The sequence below is a fragment of the Aeromonas sp. R5-1 genome (genome assembly GCF_040908265.1).
Lineage (GTDB): Bacteria > Pseudomonadota > Gammaproteobacteria > Enterobacterales > Aeromonadaceae > Aeromonas > Aeromonas caviae.
In genome coordinates this window covers 24,975-40,798 of record NZ_JBFODJ010000105.1, presented here as the reverse complement: position 1 = coordinate 40,798, position 15,824 = coordinate 24,975, and the positions used below count along the sequence as shown (strand labels likewise).

At 61.2% G+C, this 15,824-nt stretch carries 13 protein-coding genes and 1 pseudogene; 6 read left to right on the top strand and 8 right to left on the bottom strand.

The genetic code is table 11. The annotated features are described in order from the left end of the window. Positions 1-36: 36 nt before the first annotated feature. From AB5Y64_RS14915 to aceA, 4 genes are all read left to right on the top strand, one after another. A complete protein-coding gene (locus tag AB5Y64_RS14915; RefSeq protein ID WP_001809438.1) occupies positions 37-1,068 on the top strand; it encodes an IS630-like element ISAhy2 family transposase in 1,032 nt (343 codons plus the stop codon). A gap of 117 nt (positions 1,069-1,185) precedes the next feature. Beyond that, positions 1,186-1,326 carry a hypothetical protein gene (locus tag AB5Y64_RS14910; RefSeq protein WP_010675269.1) on the top strand — a complete coding sequence of 47 codons (141 nt, stop codon included), beginning with the start codon at positions 1,186-1,188 and terminating at the stop codon, positions 1,324-1,326. A 692-nt stretch (positions 1,327-2,018) separates the two neighbouring features. Continuing rightward, the gene (aceB, locus tag AB5Y64_RS14905; protein WP_368204071.1) at positions 2,019-3,626 is read left to right on the top strand and encodes a malate synthase A; all 1,608 of its coding nucleotides are present in this window, start codon (positions 2,019-2,021) and stop codon (positions 3,624-3,626) included. 69 nt (positions 3,627-3,695) lie between these two features. Beyond that, entirely contained in the window at positions 3,696-5,009 is a 1,314-nt protein-coding gene (gene aceA, locus AB5Y64_RS14900) for an isocitrate lyase (protein WP_041214877.1), read from the top strand. 206 nt (positions 5,010-5,215) lie between these two features. Here the strand turns inward: aceA and hda are convergent, their stop codons facing one another. The 3 genes from hda to upp all read right to left on the bottom strand — a co-directional run bounded on the left by hda (position 5,216) and on the right by upp (position 7,815). Continuing rightward, the gene (hda, locus tag AB5Y64_RS14895; RefSeq protein WP_010675272.1) at positions 5,216-5,917 is read right to left on the bottom strand and encodes a DnaA inactivator Hda; all 702 of its coding nucleotides are present in this window, start codon (positions 5,915-5,917) and stop codon (positions 5,216-5,218) included. A 102-nt stretch (positions 5,918-6,019) separates the two neighbouring features. After that, a complete protein-coding gene (locus AB5Y64_RS14890; protein ID WP_201956282.1) occupies positions 6,020-7,048 on the bottom strand; it encodes a DUF2066 domain-containing protein in 1,029 nt (342 codons plus the stop codon). A gap of 140 nt (positions 7,049-7,188) precedes the next feature. After that, positions 7,189-7,815: a uracil phosphoribosyltransferase gene (upp, locus tag AB5Y64_RS14885; RefSeq protein WP_005302745.1), complete on the bottom strand. Its 627-nt coding sequence runs from the start codon at positions 7,813-7,815 to the stop codon at positions 7,189-7,191. A gap of 176 nt (positions 7,816-7,991) precedes the next feature. Here upp and purM point away from each other — a divergent pair, with 176 nt between their 5' ends. Together purM and purN are read left to right on the top strand one after the other, a co-directional pair. Continuing rightward, on the top strand, positions 7,992-9,029 hold the full coding sequence (gene purM / locus AB5Y64_RS14880) for a phosphoribosylformylglycinamidine cyclo-ligase (protein WP_010675274.1): 1,038 nt from the start codon (positions 7,992-7,994) through the stop codon (positions 9,027-9,029). A gap of 32 nt (positions 9,030-9,061) precedes the next feature. Beyond that, positions 9,062-9,700 carry a phosphoribosylglycinamide formyltransferase gene (purN, locus tag AB5Y64_RS14875; RefSeq protein ID WP_042017578.1) on the top strand — a complete coding sequence of 213 codons (639 nt, stop codon included), beginning with the start codon at positions 9,062-9,064 and terminating at the stop codon, positions 9,698-9,700. Between the two features lie 114 nt (positions 9,701-9,814). On the opposite strand, the gene AB5Y64_RS14870 is transcribed toward purN, so the two are convergent. From AB5Y64_RS14870 to AB5Y64_RS14850, 5 genes and pseudogenes are all read right to left on the bottom strand, one after another. Then, positions 9,815-10,576, bottom strand: a complete 762-nt coding sequence (locus AB5Y64_RS14870) for a Nif3-like dinuclear metal center hexameric protein (RefSeq protein ID WP_042864115.1) — start codon at positions 10,574-10,576, stop codon at positions 9,815-9,817. A 107-nt stretch (positions 10,577-10,683) separates the two neighbouring features. Continuing rightward, positions 10,684-12,018: a sigma-54 dependent transcriptional regulator gene (locus tag AB5Y64_RS14865; RefSeq protein ID WP_053288348.1), complete on the bottom strand. Its 1,335-nt coding sequence runs from the start codon at positions 12,016-12,018 to the stop codon at positions 10,684-10,686. 70 nt (positions 12,019-12,088) lie between these two features. Next, positions 12,089-13,123, bottom strand: a complete 1,035-nt coding sequence (locus tag AB5Y64_RS14860) for a PAS domain-containing sensor histidine kinase (RefSeq protein WP_043153839.1) — start codon at positions 13,121-13,123, stop codon at positions 12,089-12,091. A gap of 105 nt (positions 13,124-13,228) precedes the next feature. Continuing rightward, positions 13,229-14,646, bottom strand: a pseudogene (locus AB5Y64_RS14855) (sigma-54 dependent transcriptional regulator). 239 nt (positions 14,647-14,885) lie between these two features. Beyond that, positions 14,886-15,725 carry a DUF2726 domain-containing protein gene (locus AB5Y64_RS14850; RefSeq protein WP_279993259.1) on the bottom strand — a complete coding sequence of 280 codons (840 nt, stop codon included), beginning with the start codon at positions 15,723-15,725 and terminating at the stop codon, positions 14,886-14,888. Positions 15,726-15,824: the final 99 nt, after the last annotated feature.

The window sequence follows — 15,824 nt, the reverse complement described above, 5'->3', positions numbered from 1 at the left end:
CTAAACAAAACAAGCCACACCCAAAGGACTGAGTTGATGCCTATCCTACCACCTCTGCCACGACCACAACGGCGCCGCATTCACAAAATCATCCATGCCACCCGTGATAAAGGACATGCTCGTCGCTTGATGGCCATCTTGCTGTTACATGAAGGACGCACGATCACCGATGTTCATCACCTTACCGGCGCTGCGCGCTCGACCATCGGTCGTTGGCTTCGGTGGTATCGAGATGAAGGCATAGATGCGCTAGAAGCCTTACCGGCTGGCCGTGCCCCAGTCTTACCTATCGCCAAGATTGTCACCTTACTGGTGCTGCTCATGCAGTTTTCTCCGCAAGATTTTGGTTATCAGCGCAGCCGTTGGTGTACTGAACTATTGGCTATAAAAATCAATCGGTTAACAGGGCTCAATGTGGCAGCCTCCACGCTCCGCCGATGGTTACCTCGTATGGGCATTGTCTGGCGCAGGCCCGTGCCGACCTTGCGGATAAAAGACCCAGCCTATCAGGAAAAAATGGCGAATATCGACGCCGCGCTGGCCCGCTGTGATGCCGATAATCCGGTGTTTTATGAGGATGAAGTCGATATAGACCTCAATCCCAAATTAGGAGCCGACTGGATGTTCAGAGCGCAGCAAAAGCGGGTTGTCACACCGGGGCAGAATGCCAAGCATTATCTGGCAGGCGTTCTCCACGCAGGCAACGGAAGGGTACTTTACGTCAGCGGGATCAAGAAAAACTCATCGCTGTTTATTGCCATGCTGGAAAAGCTGCGCCACCACTACCGACGAGCCAAAACCATCACGTTGATCCTCGATAACTACATCATTCACAAAAGCAAACAGACCGAGCGATGGTTGAAGAAGAATCCCAAGTTCTGCCTGGTGTTCCAGCCAGTTTACAGCCCTTGGGTTAATCACATAGAACGGCTATGGCACAAGTTACATGAAACCATCACGCGCAATCATCAATGCAGAGGGATGGCAAACCTGCTGGCCCGAGTGAAACACTTCATGGATACCGTGTCTCCTTTCCCGGGGAATGGCTATGGCACAGCGAAGGTGTAGCACTATTGGGATCAGTTATTTAGGATACGCAACTTTTCCGCCGGCCATAAAAACAGGGAGGTGGACACTAGGGTGATGGAATCACCGACCGGCTTGCAATCAATGAGGCAAGCATCCATGACCCAAGCTGTTGACTCCCAGCCCGTTCAGCCCCTGATCTCCCCCACGCCCTCCGAGCTCGATTCCGCAGAGCACGGGTTTGGCAGTTCAGTGCACCTCGATGTGATCGATCTCGCCGCCCCGGATGAAGATTACTGAGACGAGCCCGTACCATAGTGCGGTTCAAGACGCCGGTTTTGCTGTCCGGCACCGCCCTTGACCCCGGCCAACAGACCGCCACCGCAAATAACGACAAAATGCTGGTTTTTCTTCAAAAATCAGTTTAATTGACCATCTCCTGCGTTCCAACCTCCCTCTCCTTCATGGACACGCCGTGATACAAACCTACGTTATTGCTCGTCATTTCCCTCTCTCCTGTTCGCCTTCGCCATTTTGACCCAATTTGACATTTTAGTTTTAAACACCGGTTCACTACCCGGTCACTTCATAGCCCTCATGCAGGCTGGATTGAACGAAGGCATTTCATACAGCTGTTTTTGCAAAGCTTGGAGTAATGTCGGGATTTGTTTTTGCATTTGTAATTTTATTACGTAATTAGTTACATTTTTAACCCATCCCCTCTACCGAAATCCTCCCCCCTGCCGCCCCGGCAACCCAAGAGCATAACCATCTGCAAAGAGCTTTTGCACTAATCACATAAATCCATTTAAAACAGCATCTTAACTATCATCAAAAAACACCTGTTTTAAAAATCAAGTTGACGAATCCGCCATTCTTTTGCACCTTATGAATCGTGTTACCCCGCTGTTACGGGGAGTTTGAAAGAAAGGGATATAGACGTTAGTCGTAGTTAATAAATTCAAAATGTAACTTTTGGAGGAGTACCCACTATGTCGGCACCGGCCCAGACCATCAGCAGCCCCCGCCTGCGCATTCAAGGCGAGATGCTTCCCGATTACGCGCAGATCCTGACGCCGGATGCGGTGGCCCTGGTGTCCGAACTGGTGGAACGTTTCGCTCCCCAACGCAATGAGCTGCTGAAGCAGCGAGTCGCACGCCAGGCCCGTATCGATGGCGGTGAGTTGCCGGACTTCCTGCCAGAGACCGCCCATATTCGCGATGGTGACTGGACCATTCGCGGCATCCCCGCCGATCTGCAGGACCGCCGTGTGGAGATCACCGGCCCGGTCGAGCGCAAAATGGTGATCAATGCCCTCAACGCCAACGTCAAGGTCTTCATGGCCGACTTCGAGGACTCTCTGGCCCCGGCCTGGAACAAGGTGATCGAGGGCCAGATCAACCTGCGCGATGCGGTCAACGGCACCATTGCCTACCAGAGCCCGGAGGGGAAGGCTTATACCTTGAATCCCAATCCGGCCGTACTCATCTGCCGGGTGCGCGGTCTGCATCTGCCGGAGAAGCACGTCACCTTTGATGGTGCCCCCATTCCCGGCGGCCTGTTCGACTTCGCCCTCTATTTCCTGCACAACCACAAGGCGTTGCTGGCCAAGGGCTCCGGTCCCTACTTCTACGTACCCAAGCTGCAGAGCCATCTGGAAGGGCGCTGGTGGAGCGAGGTGTTCGCCTGGACCGAGGACAGGTTCGGCCTGCCCCGCGGTACCATCAAGGCCACCGTGCTCATCGAAACCCTGCCCGCGGTGTTCGAGATGGACGAGCTGCTCTATCAGATGAAGGATCACATCGTCGCCCTCAACTGCGGCCGTTGGGACTACATCTTCAGCTACATCAAGACCTTGAAGAACCACCCCGATCGTGTCCTGCCGGACCGCCAGGTGGTGACCATGGACAAGCCATTCCTCTCTGCCTATTCGCGACTCCTTATCAAGACCTGCCACAAACGCGGCGCGCTGGCGATGGGGGGCATGGCTGCCTTTATTCCGGCCAAGGACGCGGCCGTCAACGAGCAGGTGTTTGCCAAGGTGCACGCGGACAAGCAGCGCGAGGCCGACAACGGCCACGATGGCACCTGGGTCGCCCACCCCGGTCTGGCCGATACCGCCATGGCGGTGTTCAACGCCACCATTCCGGCGGGTGCCCAGAACCAGATCGGCGTGCTGCGCGAGCAGGATGCCCCCATCACGGCCGCCGACCTGCTGGCCCCCTGTGAGGGTGATCGCACCGAGGCGGGCATGCGCACCAATATCCGCGTCGCCCTGCAATACCTGGAAGCCTGGATCAACGGCAATGGCTGCGTGCCCATCTACGGACTGATGGAAGATGCCGCCACCGCCGAGATCTCCCGCACCTCCATCTGGCAGTGGATCCGCCACGGCAAGACCCTCTCCAACGGTCAGGCGGTGACCAAGGCGCTGTTCCGCCAGATGCTGGCCGAGGAGCAGGAGGTGGTCAGAGGCGAAGTGGGCGAGGCCCGCTGGCAATCTGGCCGTTTCGCCGAGGCGGGCGCCCTGATGGACGAGATCACCTGCGCCGACACACTCATCGATTTTCTGACGCTGCCCGGCTACGAGCGGCTGTGAGACCCGGGCCGGTAACGGCCCCCATAACAAGTCAATGGAAACGTGAAATCAATGAAAGAGGGAACTGATATGGCACTGACCCGTGAGCAACAGATCCAGGCTATCGAGAAAGACTGGGCAGAAAACCCCCGCTGGAAAGGGATCAAGCGCGGCTACAGCGCCGAGGACGTGGTGAACCTGCGTGGCAGCCTGCAGCCGGCACACACTCTGGCCCAACGCGGCGCCGACAAACTGTGGGAGCTGATCCACGGCGGCGCCAAGAAAGGCTATGTAAACTGCCTCGGCGCCCTGACCGGCGGCCAGGCGGTGCAGCAGGCCAAGGCCGGCATCGAAGCCATCTATCTCTCCGGCTGGCAGGTGGCGGCGGACAACAACCTCTCCTCCACCATGTACCCGGATCAGTCCCTCTACCCGGCCAACTCCGTCCCCTCCGTGGTGGAGCGCATCAACAACTCCTTCGCCCGGGCAGACCAGATCCAGTGGGCCAACAAAGTTGGACCAGAGGACAAGGGCTTCATCGACTACTTCCTGCCCATCGTGGCGGATGCGGAAGCCGGTTTCGGCGGCGTGCTGAACGCCTTCGAGCTGATGAAGGGGATGATTGAAGCGGGCGCCGCCGGCGTGCACTTCGAAGATCAGCTCGCGTCCGTGAAAAAGTGCGGCCACATGGGCGGCAAGGTACTGGTCCCGAGCCAGGAAGCGGTGCAAAAGCTCATCGCAGCCCGTCTGGCAGCCGACGTCTGCGGCACCACCACCCTGGTGATCGCCCGTACCGACGCCAACGCGGCAGATCTGCTGACCACGGATGCCGACCCCTACGATGCCGGCTTCCTGACCGGTGAGCGCACTAGCGAGGGCTTCTACAAGGTGCAGGCCGGCATCGAGCAGGCCATCTCCCGCGGCCTGGCCTACGCCCCTTACGCCGACATGGTGTGGTGCGAGACCGCCAAGCCCGATCTGGACGAGGCGCGCAAATTTGCCGAGGCCATCAAGGCCCAGTACCCGGACAAGATCCTGGCCTACAACTGCTCCCCGAGCTTCAACTGGAAGAAGAACCTGGACGATGCCACCATCGCCCGCTTCCAGCAGGAGCTCTCCGACATGGGCTACAAGTACCAGTTCATCACCCTGGCGGGTATCCACAACATGTGGTTCCACATGTACGAGCTGGCCTACCAGTACGCCCGTGGCGAGGGAATGAAGCACTATGTCGAGATGGTGCAGCAGCCGGAATTCGCCGCTGCCGAGCGGGGCTACACCTTCGTGGCACACCAGCAGGAAGTGGGTACCGGTTACTTCGACAAGGTGACCACCGTCATTCAGGGCGGCCAGTCGTCGGTGACCGCGCTGACCGGCTCGACCGAAGAAGATCAGTTCCACTGATAGCAGTGTAATGCTCACAAACAAACCCCGGCCAAGTCCCGGGGTTTGTCGTTATGGGGCTTAGAACCTATCCCAGTAGGCGTAATCGTTGAAGGCAGTTTGAACACGGACAGCGCGCAGAAACCGGAGCGTACTGTAGTACGTGAGGATTTCGAGCACTGCCCAGGTTCAAAATGGCGAATAAGTTAGCCTAATGGGATAGGTTTTCAGAGCTCGAGGATCTCTTTGACGAAAGGGATGGTCAGCTTGCGCTTGGCACGGAAGGAGGCGTTGTCGAGACGATTGAGGGTGGCAAGCAGGGTGCGCATGTCGCGGGAGAGGCGGTTGAGCAGGAAACGGCCCACGTCGATGGGCAGCTTGAAACCCCGCAGCTCGGCGCGCAGTTGCAGGGCGCTGAGTTTGCCCTCGTCGTCCAGCTCGTCGAGGTGGAAGCTCACTCCCCAGTCGAGACGGGACGCGAGATCCGGCAGTTGCAGCCCCAGCTTGCGTGGCGCGCTGCAGCCGGTAACGATGAGCGTCCCCTCCCCCTTCTCCTTCCAGCGATTGTAGAAGTCGAACAGGGCCCGCTCCCACAGGGCGTTGCCGGCGATCGCCTCCAGGCTGTCGAGACAGACCAGGGGCAGGCTCTCCAAAGCATCGAGCATGCTAGGGTCAAGCTGTTCGAACTGATCGAGGGAGAGATAGGCCGCCGCCGCGTCGCGGGCGTTGACCTCGGCGCAGGTGGCATGGAGCAGATGGGAGCGGCCCGACCCCTTGGCTCCCCAGAAATAGAGGAAGGGCGAGCCCTGACCGATGGCCGCATTCTTGAGGGCGGTGATCAGATGGGCGTTGTTGCCGGGATAAAAACTGACGAAGGTTTCATCATCCGGTAGTTGTACGGCTAAAGACAGTTGGGCCGGTTGCTTCACTCGTTGGGCTTTGACTGTGATATTTGCGGGCAAGTGTATCACCAGCGGGGCAGATAGAGAACCGCCCGGACCATGCCGGGCGGTCAGGATCCTTCCCCGGGATCAGGGCTGCGACCATTGATAGCGCAGGCCGCTCTCGTTGTCTTCCACCTGATGCAGGCGGCTCTCCAGTTGCAACCCCCTCACCAGCTCGGCCTTGTCCCCTTGCAGCGAGAGGTTGAAGGTCACCTTGTCCCCTTCCAGCTTGCCGATAGCCACCTTGGTGACACTTGCCATCCCCTGCAGCAGCTTCTGGATCTGGATCATGCCATCGATATCGGACAGCCCCTCCACCACCAGGGTCTGGCTGGAGGCGACACCGGAGAGACGGGTACCGTACTGCTGCACCAGCCAACCGGCAAGGGCATCGGCAAAGCCCTTTGCCACCTCGGCCTGGGTACCTGAACCCGAGCCCTTGGTCAGCTCGGTCAGCTCTCCTGCCTGCGCCCCCGGCTTGGTACCATAAAGACCCCAGTCGATGCTCCAGGCCTCCCCCTCCGGGCTCAGTTTGCCGAGCACCACCATTTCGGCGCCGTAACGCTGGCTCGCCTTGAGCACGGGATCGGCAAAGCGGCCCCAGACATCGGTGGCATTGACCGCCATGTTGTCATCCAAGTCCATCAGCGGGAGACTGACCGGCAGCCCCATGGCCTGGGTCTGGGCACGCAGCGCCTCGGACCAGCCATCGCCGGACTGATCCGGCAGAATGCGCCGCTCCCCTTCGTCGACCACCACCCAGATGGCGACCTGCGGCCGCACCGGGCCAAGCAGGGCAAACTTGCTCTGGCCGACCAGGGCGTTCACCTTGGCCACATTGAAATCCGCCTTGAGAAACTTGACCGAGCCGATGTCCTGATAGCTGTATTGCTGCACGTAATCCGCCGGCGCCGCCAGAGCCTTCACCACATCCGGCTGGGTGAGGATATCGCGCTTGCCCGTCACCTTGACGAGCACGTCCCCCAGCGCCTGGGACTGGGCGGCCGTCATGTCGCCACTGGTGGGAGCCTTGCCCTGATAGAGGTCGGTTACCTGGGCGGCCGACACCACGAGTGGCAGACAGCAGCAGAGGAGAGTCGCTAAGCGTTTCAGCATAAAGAAGATTCTCGAAATGGGGGATGGTGCTTATGGTAGCGGCAAGGCGCGCATGGCAGCAAGCAAAGGGGGGAGAAACAGCGGAGCCGGCAGGGTGCCGGCTCCGTTTGCGCGCCTTGGGCGCGGCGATGGGGTGATGCTTACTTGGTGCCGAAGATCTTGTCGCCAGCATCCCCCAGACCCGGGACGATATAGCCCTTCTCGTTCAGCCCCTGGTCGATGGAGGCACAGAACAGCTCCACGTCCGGGTGAGCGGCTTCCAGGGCCTTGATGCCTTCCGGCGCGGCAACCAGCACCAGCACCTTGATGGACTGGCAACCTTTCTTCTTGAGCAGGTCGATGGTGGCGATCATGGAGCCGCCGGTGGCCAGCATGGGGTCGATGACCAGGGCCAGACGCTCTTCGATGTTGCTGACGATCTTCTCGAAGTAGGGGACAGGCTGCAGGGTCTCTTCATCGCGATAGATACCGACCACGCTGACGCGGGCGCTCGGCATGTGCTCCAGCACCCCGTCCATCATGCCAAGACCGGCGCGCAGGATGGGCACGACGGTGACCTTCTTGCCCTTGATCTGGTCGACTTCCACAGGGCCGTTCCAGCCATCGATGGTCACTTTTTCGGTTTCGAAGTCAGAGGTCGCTTCGTAGGTCAACAAACTGCCCACTTCCTTGGCCAGTTCACGGAAACGCTTGGTGCTGATGTCGCCTTCGCGCATCAGGCCGATCTTGTGCTTGACCAGGGGGTGTTTGACTTCAACGACTTTCATTATTATCTCCTCTAACCGGCGCCAAAAAAATCGCGGAATCATACAACAAAAGCCACGGCTTGTAGAGCTTTTCGATTCAAAAACGCGCAAACGATTTTCTTTCTGGTTTTTCGTACCCGCTGGTAGAATACGCCCCGAATTTTACCCTCCACTTCTTTATATGACGGGGAATACGCGTGACTGACAAAACCTCACTGAGCTACAAGGATGCTGGCGTAGATATCGATGCCGGCAATGCACTGGTTGAACGTATCAAGGGCGTGTCAAAACGCACTCGTCGTCCTGAAGTCCTTGGTGGTCTTGGCGGCTTTGGGGCCCTGTGTCAAATCCCTGCTGGCTACAAGGAACCGGTACTGGTCTCCGGTACCGACGGGGTGGGCACCAAGCTGCGTCTGGCCATCGACCTGAAGAAGCACGACACCGTGGGGATCGACTTGGTCGCCATGTGCGTCAATGACCTCATCGTGCAGGGCGCCGAGCCCCTCTTCTTCCTCGACTACTATGCCACCGGCAAACTGGACGTGGACACTGCCGCTGCCGTGGTCACCGGCATCGGCGCCGGCTGCGAACAGTCCGGCTGTGCCCTGGTCGGCGGTGAAACTGCCGAAATGCCTGGCATGTATGAAGGGGAAGATTACGACATCGCCGGTTTCTGCGTCGGCGTGGTGGAAAAGAGCGAGATCATCGACGGCAGCAAGGTTGGCGAAGGGGATGCCCTGATCGCCCTGGCCGCCAGCGGTCCCCACTCCAACGGCTTCTCCCTCATTCGCAAGATCCTGGAAGTCTCCAAGGCCGACGTGCAGCAGCCGCTGGGTGACACCACCCTGGCCAACGCCCTGCTGGAGCCGACCCGCATCTATGTGAAGCCCGTGCTCAAGCTCATCAAGGAGTGCGAGATCCACGCCCTGTCCCACATCACTGGCGGCGGCTTCTGGGAGAACATCCCGCGCGTGCTGCCCGCCAACACCCAGGCGGTCATCGACGAGCAGAGCTGGCAGTGGCCGGCGGTGTTCAGCTGGCTGCAACAGGCAGGCAACGTCACCCGCCACGAGATGTATCGCACCTTCAACTGCGGCGTCGGCATGATCATCGCCCTGCCGGCGGATCAGCTGGACAAGGCACTGGCCCTGCTCAAGGCCGAAGGCGAGAACGCCTGGCACATCGGCCACATCGCCAAGGCGGCCGATGGTGAGGAGCAGGTCATCATTCAATGAATGATCGGATCAACGGCCAGATGACCTCCCCTATGAAACGCATCCTCGTCCTCATCTCAGGCAGCGGCAGCAACCTGCAGGCCATCCTCGATGGCTGTGCCGGCGGCAAGATTGCCGGTCAGGTGGTCGGCGTCATCAGCAACAAGGCTGATGCCTATGGCCTGGTGCGTGCCAGGGAAGCCGGGGTGGCAACCGCCATCCTGGCCCAGCAGCAGTTCGCCAGCCGGGAGGAGTATGATGCCGCCCTGCTGGCCCTGATGGCGGATTATCAGCCGGATCTGGTGGTGCTGGCCGGCTTTATGCGGATCCTGAGCGCCGACCTCGTGCGCCACTTCGCGGGGAGGATGATCAACATCCACCCCTCGTTGCTGCCAAAATACCAGGGTCTGCACACCCACCAGCGCGCCATCGAGGCCGGTGATGACGAGCACGGCGCCAGCGTCCACTTCGTCACCGAAGAGCTCGACGGCGGCCCGGTGATCCTCCAGGCACGGGTCCCCATCTTCGAAGGGGACAGTGCAGACGAGGTCGCCGCCCGGGTCCAGGTGCAGGAGCACAGCATCTACCCACTGGTGGTGCAGTGGTTCTGTGAAGGGCGCTTGCAGATGCGAGAAGGGTCTGCCTTCCTCGATGGCAAGCAGCTTGGCCTGGCAGGCTATGCCAGCGAGTAACCGCGAGCAGCAGTAAGACACAACAAGGGAGGCTCAGGCCTCCCTTGTCATTTCTATCGGCCAGCGCAATGGCTGTCATCACGTCCGATGACGCCGCTGCGCGGCTCATCGGCCCTACACCGGATTGTCGATATCTATAAAGGTCACCTCCAACCCGTGTACGGTGGCGAGCCACTCTCCCAGCGCCTTGACGCCGTAGCGCTCGGTGGCGTGATGGCCTGCGGCGTAGAAGTGCATGCCCATCTCGCGGGCGGTGTGGATGGTCTGCTCGGAGGCTTCGCCGGAGATGAAGGCATCGATGCCCTGCTCCGCCGCCTGGCTGATGTAGCTCTGGCCACCGCCGGTGCACCAGGCCACGGAGCGGATGAGCTCGGGACCACTGTCACCACAATGAAGCGGCTCGCGACCGAGACGCTCGGCAATCAGCTTGGCAAAATCGCTGCCGCTCATGGGCTCCTCCAGCTTGCCCACCATGGCCACGCTCTTGCTGTTCCAGGGCTCGAGACCGCGACGCACCTTGATGCCGAGCAGCCTGGCAAGCTGGGCGTTGTTCCCCACCTCGGGGTGCACGTCCAGCGGCAGGTGGTAGGCAAACAGGTTGATGTCGTGGGTCAAGAGGGTCTTGAGACGACGCTGCTTCATGCCGGTGATCTGGGCCGGCTCGCCGCTCCAGAAGTAGCCGTGATGAACTAGGATGGCATCGGCCCCGGCGGCCACGGCGGCATCGATGAGGGCCTGGCTGGCGGTGACGCCGGTCACCACCTTGCGAATGCGCTCGCGCCCCTCCACCTGCAGGCCGTTGGGGCAGTAATCCTTGATGGCATGGGGTTCGAGCAGGTGGTTGAGCAGGCTTTCCAGTTTACGATGAGAGATCATGGGGGTCTCCTAGCTGGGCTCCCCACGCACTGTGCGGGGAGCCGGATTCCGATCGTCAGGGCCCATGATAATCGAGCCGGACCGGCAAGGCCATGCGCCTGTCAGGCCTAGGCGGGCAACTCGATGCCGGCGTCACGCATCTGGGCCAGCTTGTAGCGCAGGGTGCGCGGGCTGATGCCGAGCTTGTCGGCCACCGCTTTGCGACTGCCGTTGCACTCCTGCAGGGTGTCCAGAATGATCTGGTGCTCCTGCAGCTTGAGTTCGCCGCCAAGCCCCTCCCCTGACAGCCGCTCAAGCGGCCGCACCAGGGTCTCGTCCGTCTCTTCCAGGATCAGGTGCTCACAGTCGATGAGGCCGTCTGGGCAGAGGATCAGGGCGCGCTGCACCACGTTGTCGAGCTCGCGCACGTTGCCGGGCCAGGGGTGAGCCATCAGACGCTCTCGGGCGCCCTCTGCAAGCTGCGGCGTCGGCAGCCCCATCTGGCTGGCATGCAGCGCCAGCAGATGCTCCGCCAGGGGAAGAATGTCCCCCGGGCGCTCCCAGAGCGCCGTCCAGCGCAGGGGGAAGACGTTGAGGCGGTAGTAGAGATCTTCGCGGAACAGCCCGTCCTGCACCGCTTTTTTCAGATCCCGGTTGCTGGTGGCAATGACCCGCACATCGAGGGGGATCATTTTGCGGCTGCCGAGCCGCTCCACCTCTTTCTCCTGCAAGACCCGCAGCAGCTTGGCCTGCAGTCCCAGATCCATCTCGGTGATCTCGTCGAGCAGCAGGGTTCCTCCCTGAGCCTGCTCGAACTTGCCAGGGCACCCCTGCACCGCACCGGTGAAAGCGCCCTTCTCGTAGCCAAACAGGGTCGCTTCCAGCATGTTCTCCGGAATGGCGGCGCAGTTGATGGCGACGAAGGCCTGTTCTGCCCGGTTGGAGTGGTCGTGAATGTAGCGAGCCAACACCTCCTTGCCCGTCCCGCTCGGGCCGGTCACCATGACGGTGGCTTCGCTTCTCGCCACCCGGGTCGCCAGCTGGAACAGCTCCGCAGTCCTAGGGTCCCCGTACACCACGGCCCGCTTCTCCACCTTCTGGGCCGGCACATAACGGCTGACCTGGTTGAGCAGCACCTCGGGGGAGAAGGGCTTGGCCAGATAGTCGATCGCCCCCTCGCGCATGGCGCGCACCGCCCCGTCGATGTTGGCGTAGGCAGTCATCAGGAGCACAGGCACCTGGGGATATTGCTGGCGGATGTTGGCGAGCAGGGTCAGGCCATCCATGCCCCCCATCTGGATGTCGGAGATCACCATGTCAAAGCGCTGACGGGACAGGGCAAGCAGGGCCCGCTCGCCGCTGTCCACCTCGCGGCACTCATACCCACCGAGCAGCAGGGTATCCACCAGCGCCTCGCGCAGGCCGTTGTCATCTTCCACCACCAGAATGCGAGCCTGGGTCATGCCACACCTCCTACAACCAACATGGCCTTGTCGAGAATCATCTTCACCGGCGCTCCGGCTTTTGCGCGCCTCATGCCACGCCCCCCAACTGAACCTGTTGCTGATGCAGGGGGAAGGACAGGGTAAAACAGGTGCCCTCGCCAGGGACCGAGGCCACGCTTACCTCTCCCTGATGGGCTCGTACCACCGACTGCACCACCGCAAGACCGAGGCCCGTGCCTTGGGATCGGGTGGTAAAGAAGGGTTCGAAGATCTGGTTGAGCAGGGAGGGGGCCATCCCCTTGCCGTTGTCGATGACCCGCATCTCCACCCGGTTGCCGCTGCGCACAGCGCTCACCAGGAGCGAATCGGCGCCGGCCTGCCGGGCATTGGCGATGAGGTTGTTGATGGCCCCCGCCAGAGCACTGCTGTTGGCAAGCAGACAGAGATCGGGCTCAGGGGCCTCCAGATGCAAGGCGCAGCCCTGCTGCTGGCAGAAGGCTTCGGCCCCCGCCTGCACTTCCGCCAGCAAGCCCTGCACCGAGAGGGGCGCCACCACCTGGTTGTCGCCATTGCGGGCAAACAGCAGGATGTCGTTGATCTGCTTCTCGAGATCCTGCAGGCGCGCCATCAATTTTTGCTGGAACTGGCTGCGGGATTCAGGCTTGAGGGTGCGGTTGGCCAGGTTGGCCGCATAGAGCATGGCGGCGGAGAGCGGGGTGCGGATCTGGTGCGCCAGGGAAGCCGCCATGTTGCCAAGGGCGGAGAGACGCTTCATGTGGTTGACCCTGTCCTGCAACTGGCGGGTCTCGGTCAAGTCGGTAATGAACACCAGTTGGCCGGGCTGATCCGGCAGCGGCTGGGTCGACAGCTGAACCCGGCGACCGTCTCGCAAGGAGATCTCGTGACCGTCATCCTCACGGGGTTCGAAGCAGCGGGCAATGATCTGGCGCCAGGAGAGGCCTTCCAGTGGCTCTCCCAGCAGCGCCAGGGCGGCAGGGTTTGCACGGGTGATCAGCCCCTCGCCATCGAGCAGCAGCACGCCGGTCGGCAGCGCCGTGAAGATGGCGTAAAGCTGACTCACTTCATGTGACTGGAGGGGGACATCCTGCTGCAAGATTGTCATAAAGCTGACCTCAAACTGGCGATTGAGTCAGCTTATTCAATTTCCATGCCAGCAAAATAGACGTTATTTATCAATGTATTGGGTCAATGCGTCAAAGCATTGACCTCAATTGTCCTTGCTCATGCCGTACTTCTTCATCTTCTCCACCAGGGTGGTGCGGCGCATGCTGAGCAGGTCGGCGGCGCGGGCCACCACCCCGTCCTGGGACTCCAGGGCCTGGCGGATCAGCTCCACCTCGAGGTCGGCCAGCATCTCCTTGAGGTTGACCCCCTCTTGAGGCAACTGCATGGGCAGGGGCATGGCGATGCCGGGATCCAGCTCTGGTGGGGACTGGAACACGGCAGCCAGGGCGTCCCGCTCGTCCATCTCGGTGAGCCGCTCATCTCGTGGCTCGCAGGGCAGCAGGCGATAGCGGCCGGGCAGATCCGCCACATCGACGATCTGGTTCGGATAGAGGATGAGCAGGCGCTCGATGAGGTTGGACAGCTCGCGCACGTTGCCGGGCCAGGCGTACTGCATCAGGGACTCCATGGCGCGCTGGGTCAGACGGATGATCCCCTTGTGCTGTTCGGCATGGCGATTGAGCAGCTCCTGCAGCAGCAGCGGGATGTCGTCGGCCCGATCCCGCAGGGGGGGCGTCTCGATGGGGAACACATTGAGGCGGTAGTAGAGATCTTCGCGAAATGCCAGGGTGCGGATCATGGCTTCCAGATCCCGGTGGGTCGCCGCGATCACCCGCACATCGGCCTGGACGGCCTTGCCGCCCCCGACCCGGTCGAACTGGCGCTCCTGCAGCACCCGCAGCAACTTGACCTGCATCGGCAGCGGCATGTCGCCGATTTCGTCGAGGAAGAGGGTGCCCCCCTGGGCCAGTTCGAAGCGGCCGCGCCGGGCGGCAATGGCACCGGTGAAGGCCCCTTCTCGTGACCGAACAGCTCGCTCTCGAGCAGCTCCGCCGGAATGGCGCCGCAGTTGATGGGCACGAAGGGGCCCGCGCTTCGGGCGGACAGCTCGTGGATGGCGCGAGCCACCACCTCCTTGCCGGTTCCGGACTCACCGAGGATCAGTACGTTGGCGTCGGTCTCGGCCACCTGGCCGATAAGACGGCGCACCTCCTGGATGCCCCTCCCCTTGCCCACCAGCAGGCGCAGCAGGGTCTGACCCTTGTCGTGGGTCTGATGACGGGGATGCAGGGAGATGAAGGCCTGGCAGAAGTGCAGATGACGGGTGAGGGACTCATAGGTAAAGGGCGCCTCGGCCACCCCGATGAAGTTGCTGCAACCATGGCTCGCCGGCATCAGGGAGAGGAAGGGCAGACGAGGATGGGCGGCAAGCAGCTCACTCAGGGCGCGCTCGCGCAGTTCCCCGGCCAGAATCCCCTGCAAGGGCCCGGCAGTCTCGATGGCCACATCGAGATCGCTCTCAACCACCTCCTGCCAGGGGATCCCCATGAAGGAGAGCACAGTCCCCAGTTGCTGGCGCCGCACATCATCGGCATCAACAAGCAGCACACCCATAGCCATCCTATCCATATTTTCACACCTGACGCCAAACTATTGTTTTTTAAGTGCTTATTAAAACCAATTTCGCACTGTGTCATAAGGGGGACAAAGTGCCAAAATTATGGCGGATTGTCAAAACTTGTCACATCCTCCCGGACCCTGGCGGGACGGGGATCACGCTTCCAGCCAGATTGAGTATCGGATGAAAACCAGCGAAGGGGAAAGAATGACGCCGACAGGGTGCGGCGTCAGAGGAGGGATCAGTGTTTCACGCTCTCCTGGGGAGCGGCATAGCGGCACTCGGGAAACCGGCTGCAGGCGAGGAACAGGCGACCGGCATGGGGACCCTTTCGTGCTTCCCGTGCCACCAGGGGCGCGGCACAGCGGGGGCAATGAGGGATCGTCTCCCGGGGCTCCTCCTCATCCGGATCGAGGAAGGGATTCTCCTCCATCAACACGGGCATTGCCTCTCCGGCCTGGGGGGGCGGCACCTGGGGCTCCCTGGCAGCCCCCGGGTGTGACGTGCCCAGATCGACACCATCGAGCAGCAGCGGGCTGAAGGTCGGTTCGCGGCGCTCGCCGGGCAGCAGGTCATCCACCGGCGCCGTCGTTCTCGCCAGCAGGGGCAGCAGTTGCTCCCGCAACTCGTCGACCTGGTAGTGGCTGCTGGCCGGGATCTGCAACAGCGGCAGACCGGCGCCATCGCAGGCCGCCTTCAGGAAGAGATCCCGCGCCTTGCGCTTCTGGTGGCGGTGCCCCTCGTCATCCAGCTCCACGGCACACAGGAAAGAGAGATCCGCCGGGTGGCAGAGCAGAAAATCGAAGTGCTTCTCCCCTATCTTGCCGAGCGCCTGCTGGCGCTTGCCCTTGCCAAGGTGCGCCTCGGGCGTCAGTACATAGGAGGCTCGTACCTTGGCAAAGACACGGGCCTTGTCCCCCACCGCCTGATCCAGCACCCCGAAGAAGGTGCGCTCGGCTGGGCTCATCAAGGTTTCCTGCAGATCATAGGGCTCGGCTTTGCCCCCTTTCTCCCTGCGCCAGACGATCACCAGCAGGAGCAACCCCAGCAACACGGCTCCCGATACGACAAGGCTATTCATACACGCACATCCCGTTTACAAGACAAATTCAGTTCACACCAGAGGAAGGGGCACACTCTACCACGGGGAAAGCGACTCAGGCAGCGCAGAAATCAAGCC

Excerpts from the sequence above, each read along its gene's own strand:
- AB5Y64_RS14915 (WP_001809438.1), top strand. The coding sequence starts at position 37 with ATGCCTATCCTACCACCTCTGCCACGACCACAACGGCGCCGCATTCAC.
- AB5Y64_RS14910 (WP_010675269.1), top strand. The coding sequence starts at position 1,186 with ATGACCCAAGCTGTTGACTCCCAGCCCGTTCAGCCCCTGATCTCCCCC.
- aceB (WP_368204071.1), top strand. The coding sequence starts at position 2,019 with ATGTCGGCACCGGCCCAGACCATCAGCAGCCCCCGCCTGCGCATTCAA.
- aceA (WP_041214877.1), top strand. The coding sequence starts at position 3,696 with ATGGCACTGACCCGTGAGCAACAGATCCAGGCTATCGAGAAAGACTGG.
- AB5Y64_RS14890 (WP_201956282.1), bottom strand. The coding sequence starts at position 7,048 with ATGCTGAAACGCTTAGCGACTCTCCTCTGCTGCTGTCTGCCACTCGTG.
- upp (WP_005302745.1), bottom strand. The coding sequence starts at position 7,815 with ATGAAAGTCGTTGAAGTCAAACACCCCCTGGTCAAGCACAAGATCGGC.
- purN (WP_042017578.1), top strand. The coding sequence starts at position 9,062 with ATGAAACGCATCCTCGTCCTCATCTCAGGCAGCGGCAGCAACCTGCAG.
- AB5Y64_RS14870 (WP_042864115.1), bottom strand. The coding sequence starts at position 10,576 with ATGATCTCTCATCGTAAACTGGAAAGCCTGCTCAACCACCTGCTCGAA.
- AB5Y64_RS14865 (WP_053288348.1), bottom strand. The coding sequence starts at position 12,018 with ATGACCCAGGCTCGCATTCTGGTGGTGGAAGATGACAACGGCCTGCGC.
- AB5Y64_RS14860 (WP_043153839.1), bottom strand. The coding sequence starts at position 13,123 with ATGACAATCTTGCAGCAGGATGTCCCCCTCCAGTCACATGAAGTGAGT.
- AB5Y64_RS14850 (WP_279993259.1), bottom strand. The coding sequence starts at position 15,725 with ATGAATAGCCTTGTCGTATCGGGAGCCGTGTTGCTGGGGTTGCTCCTG.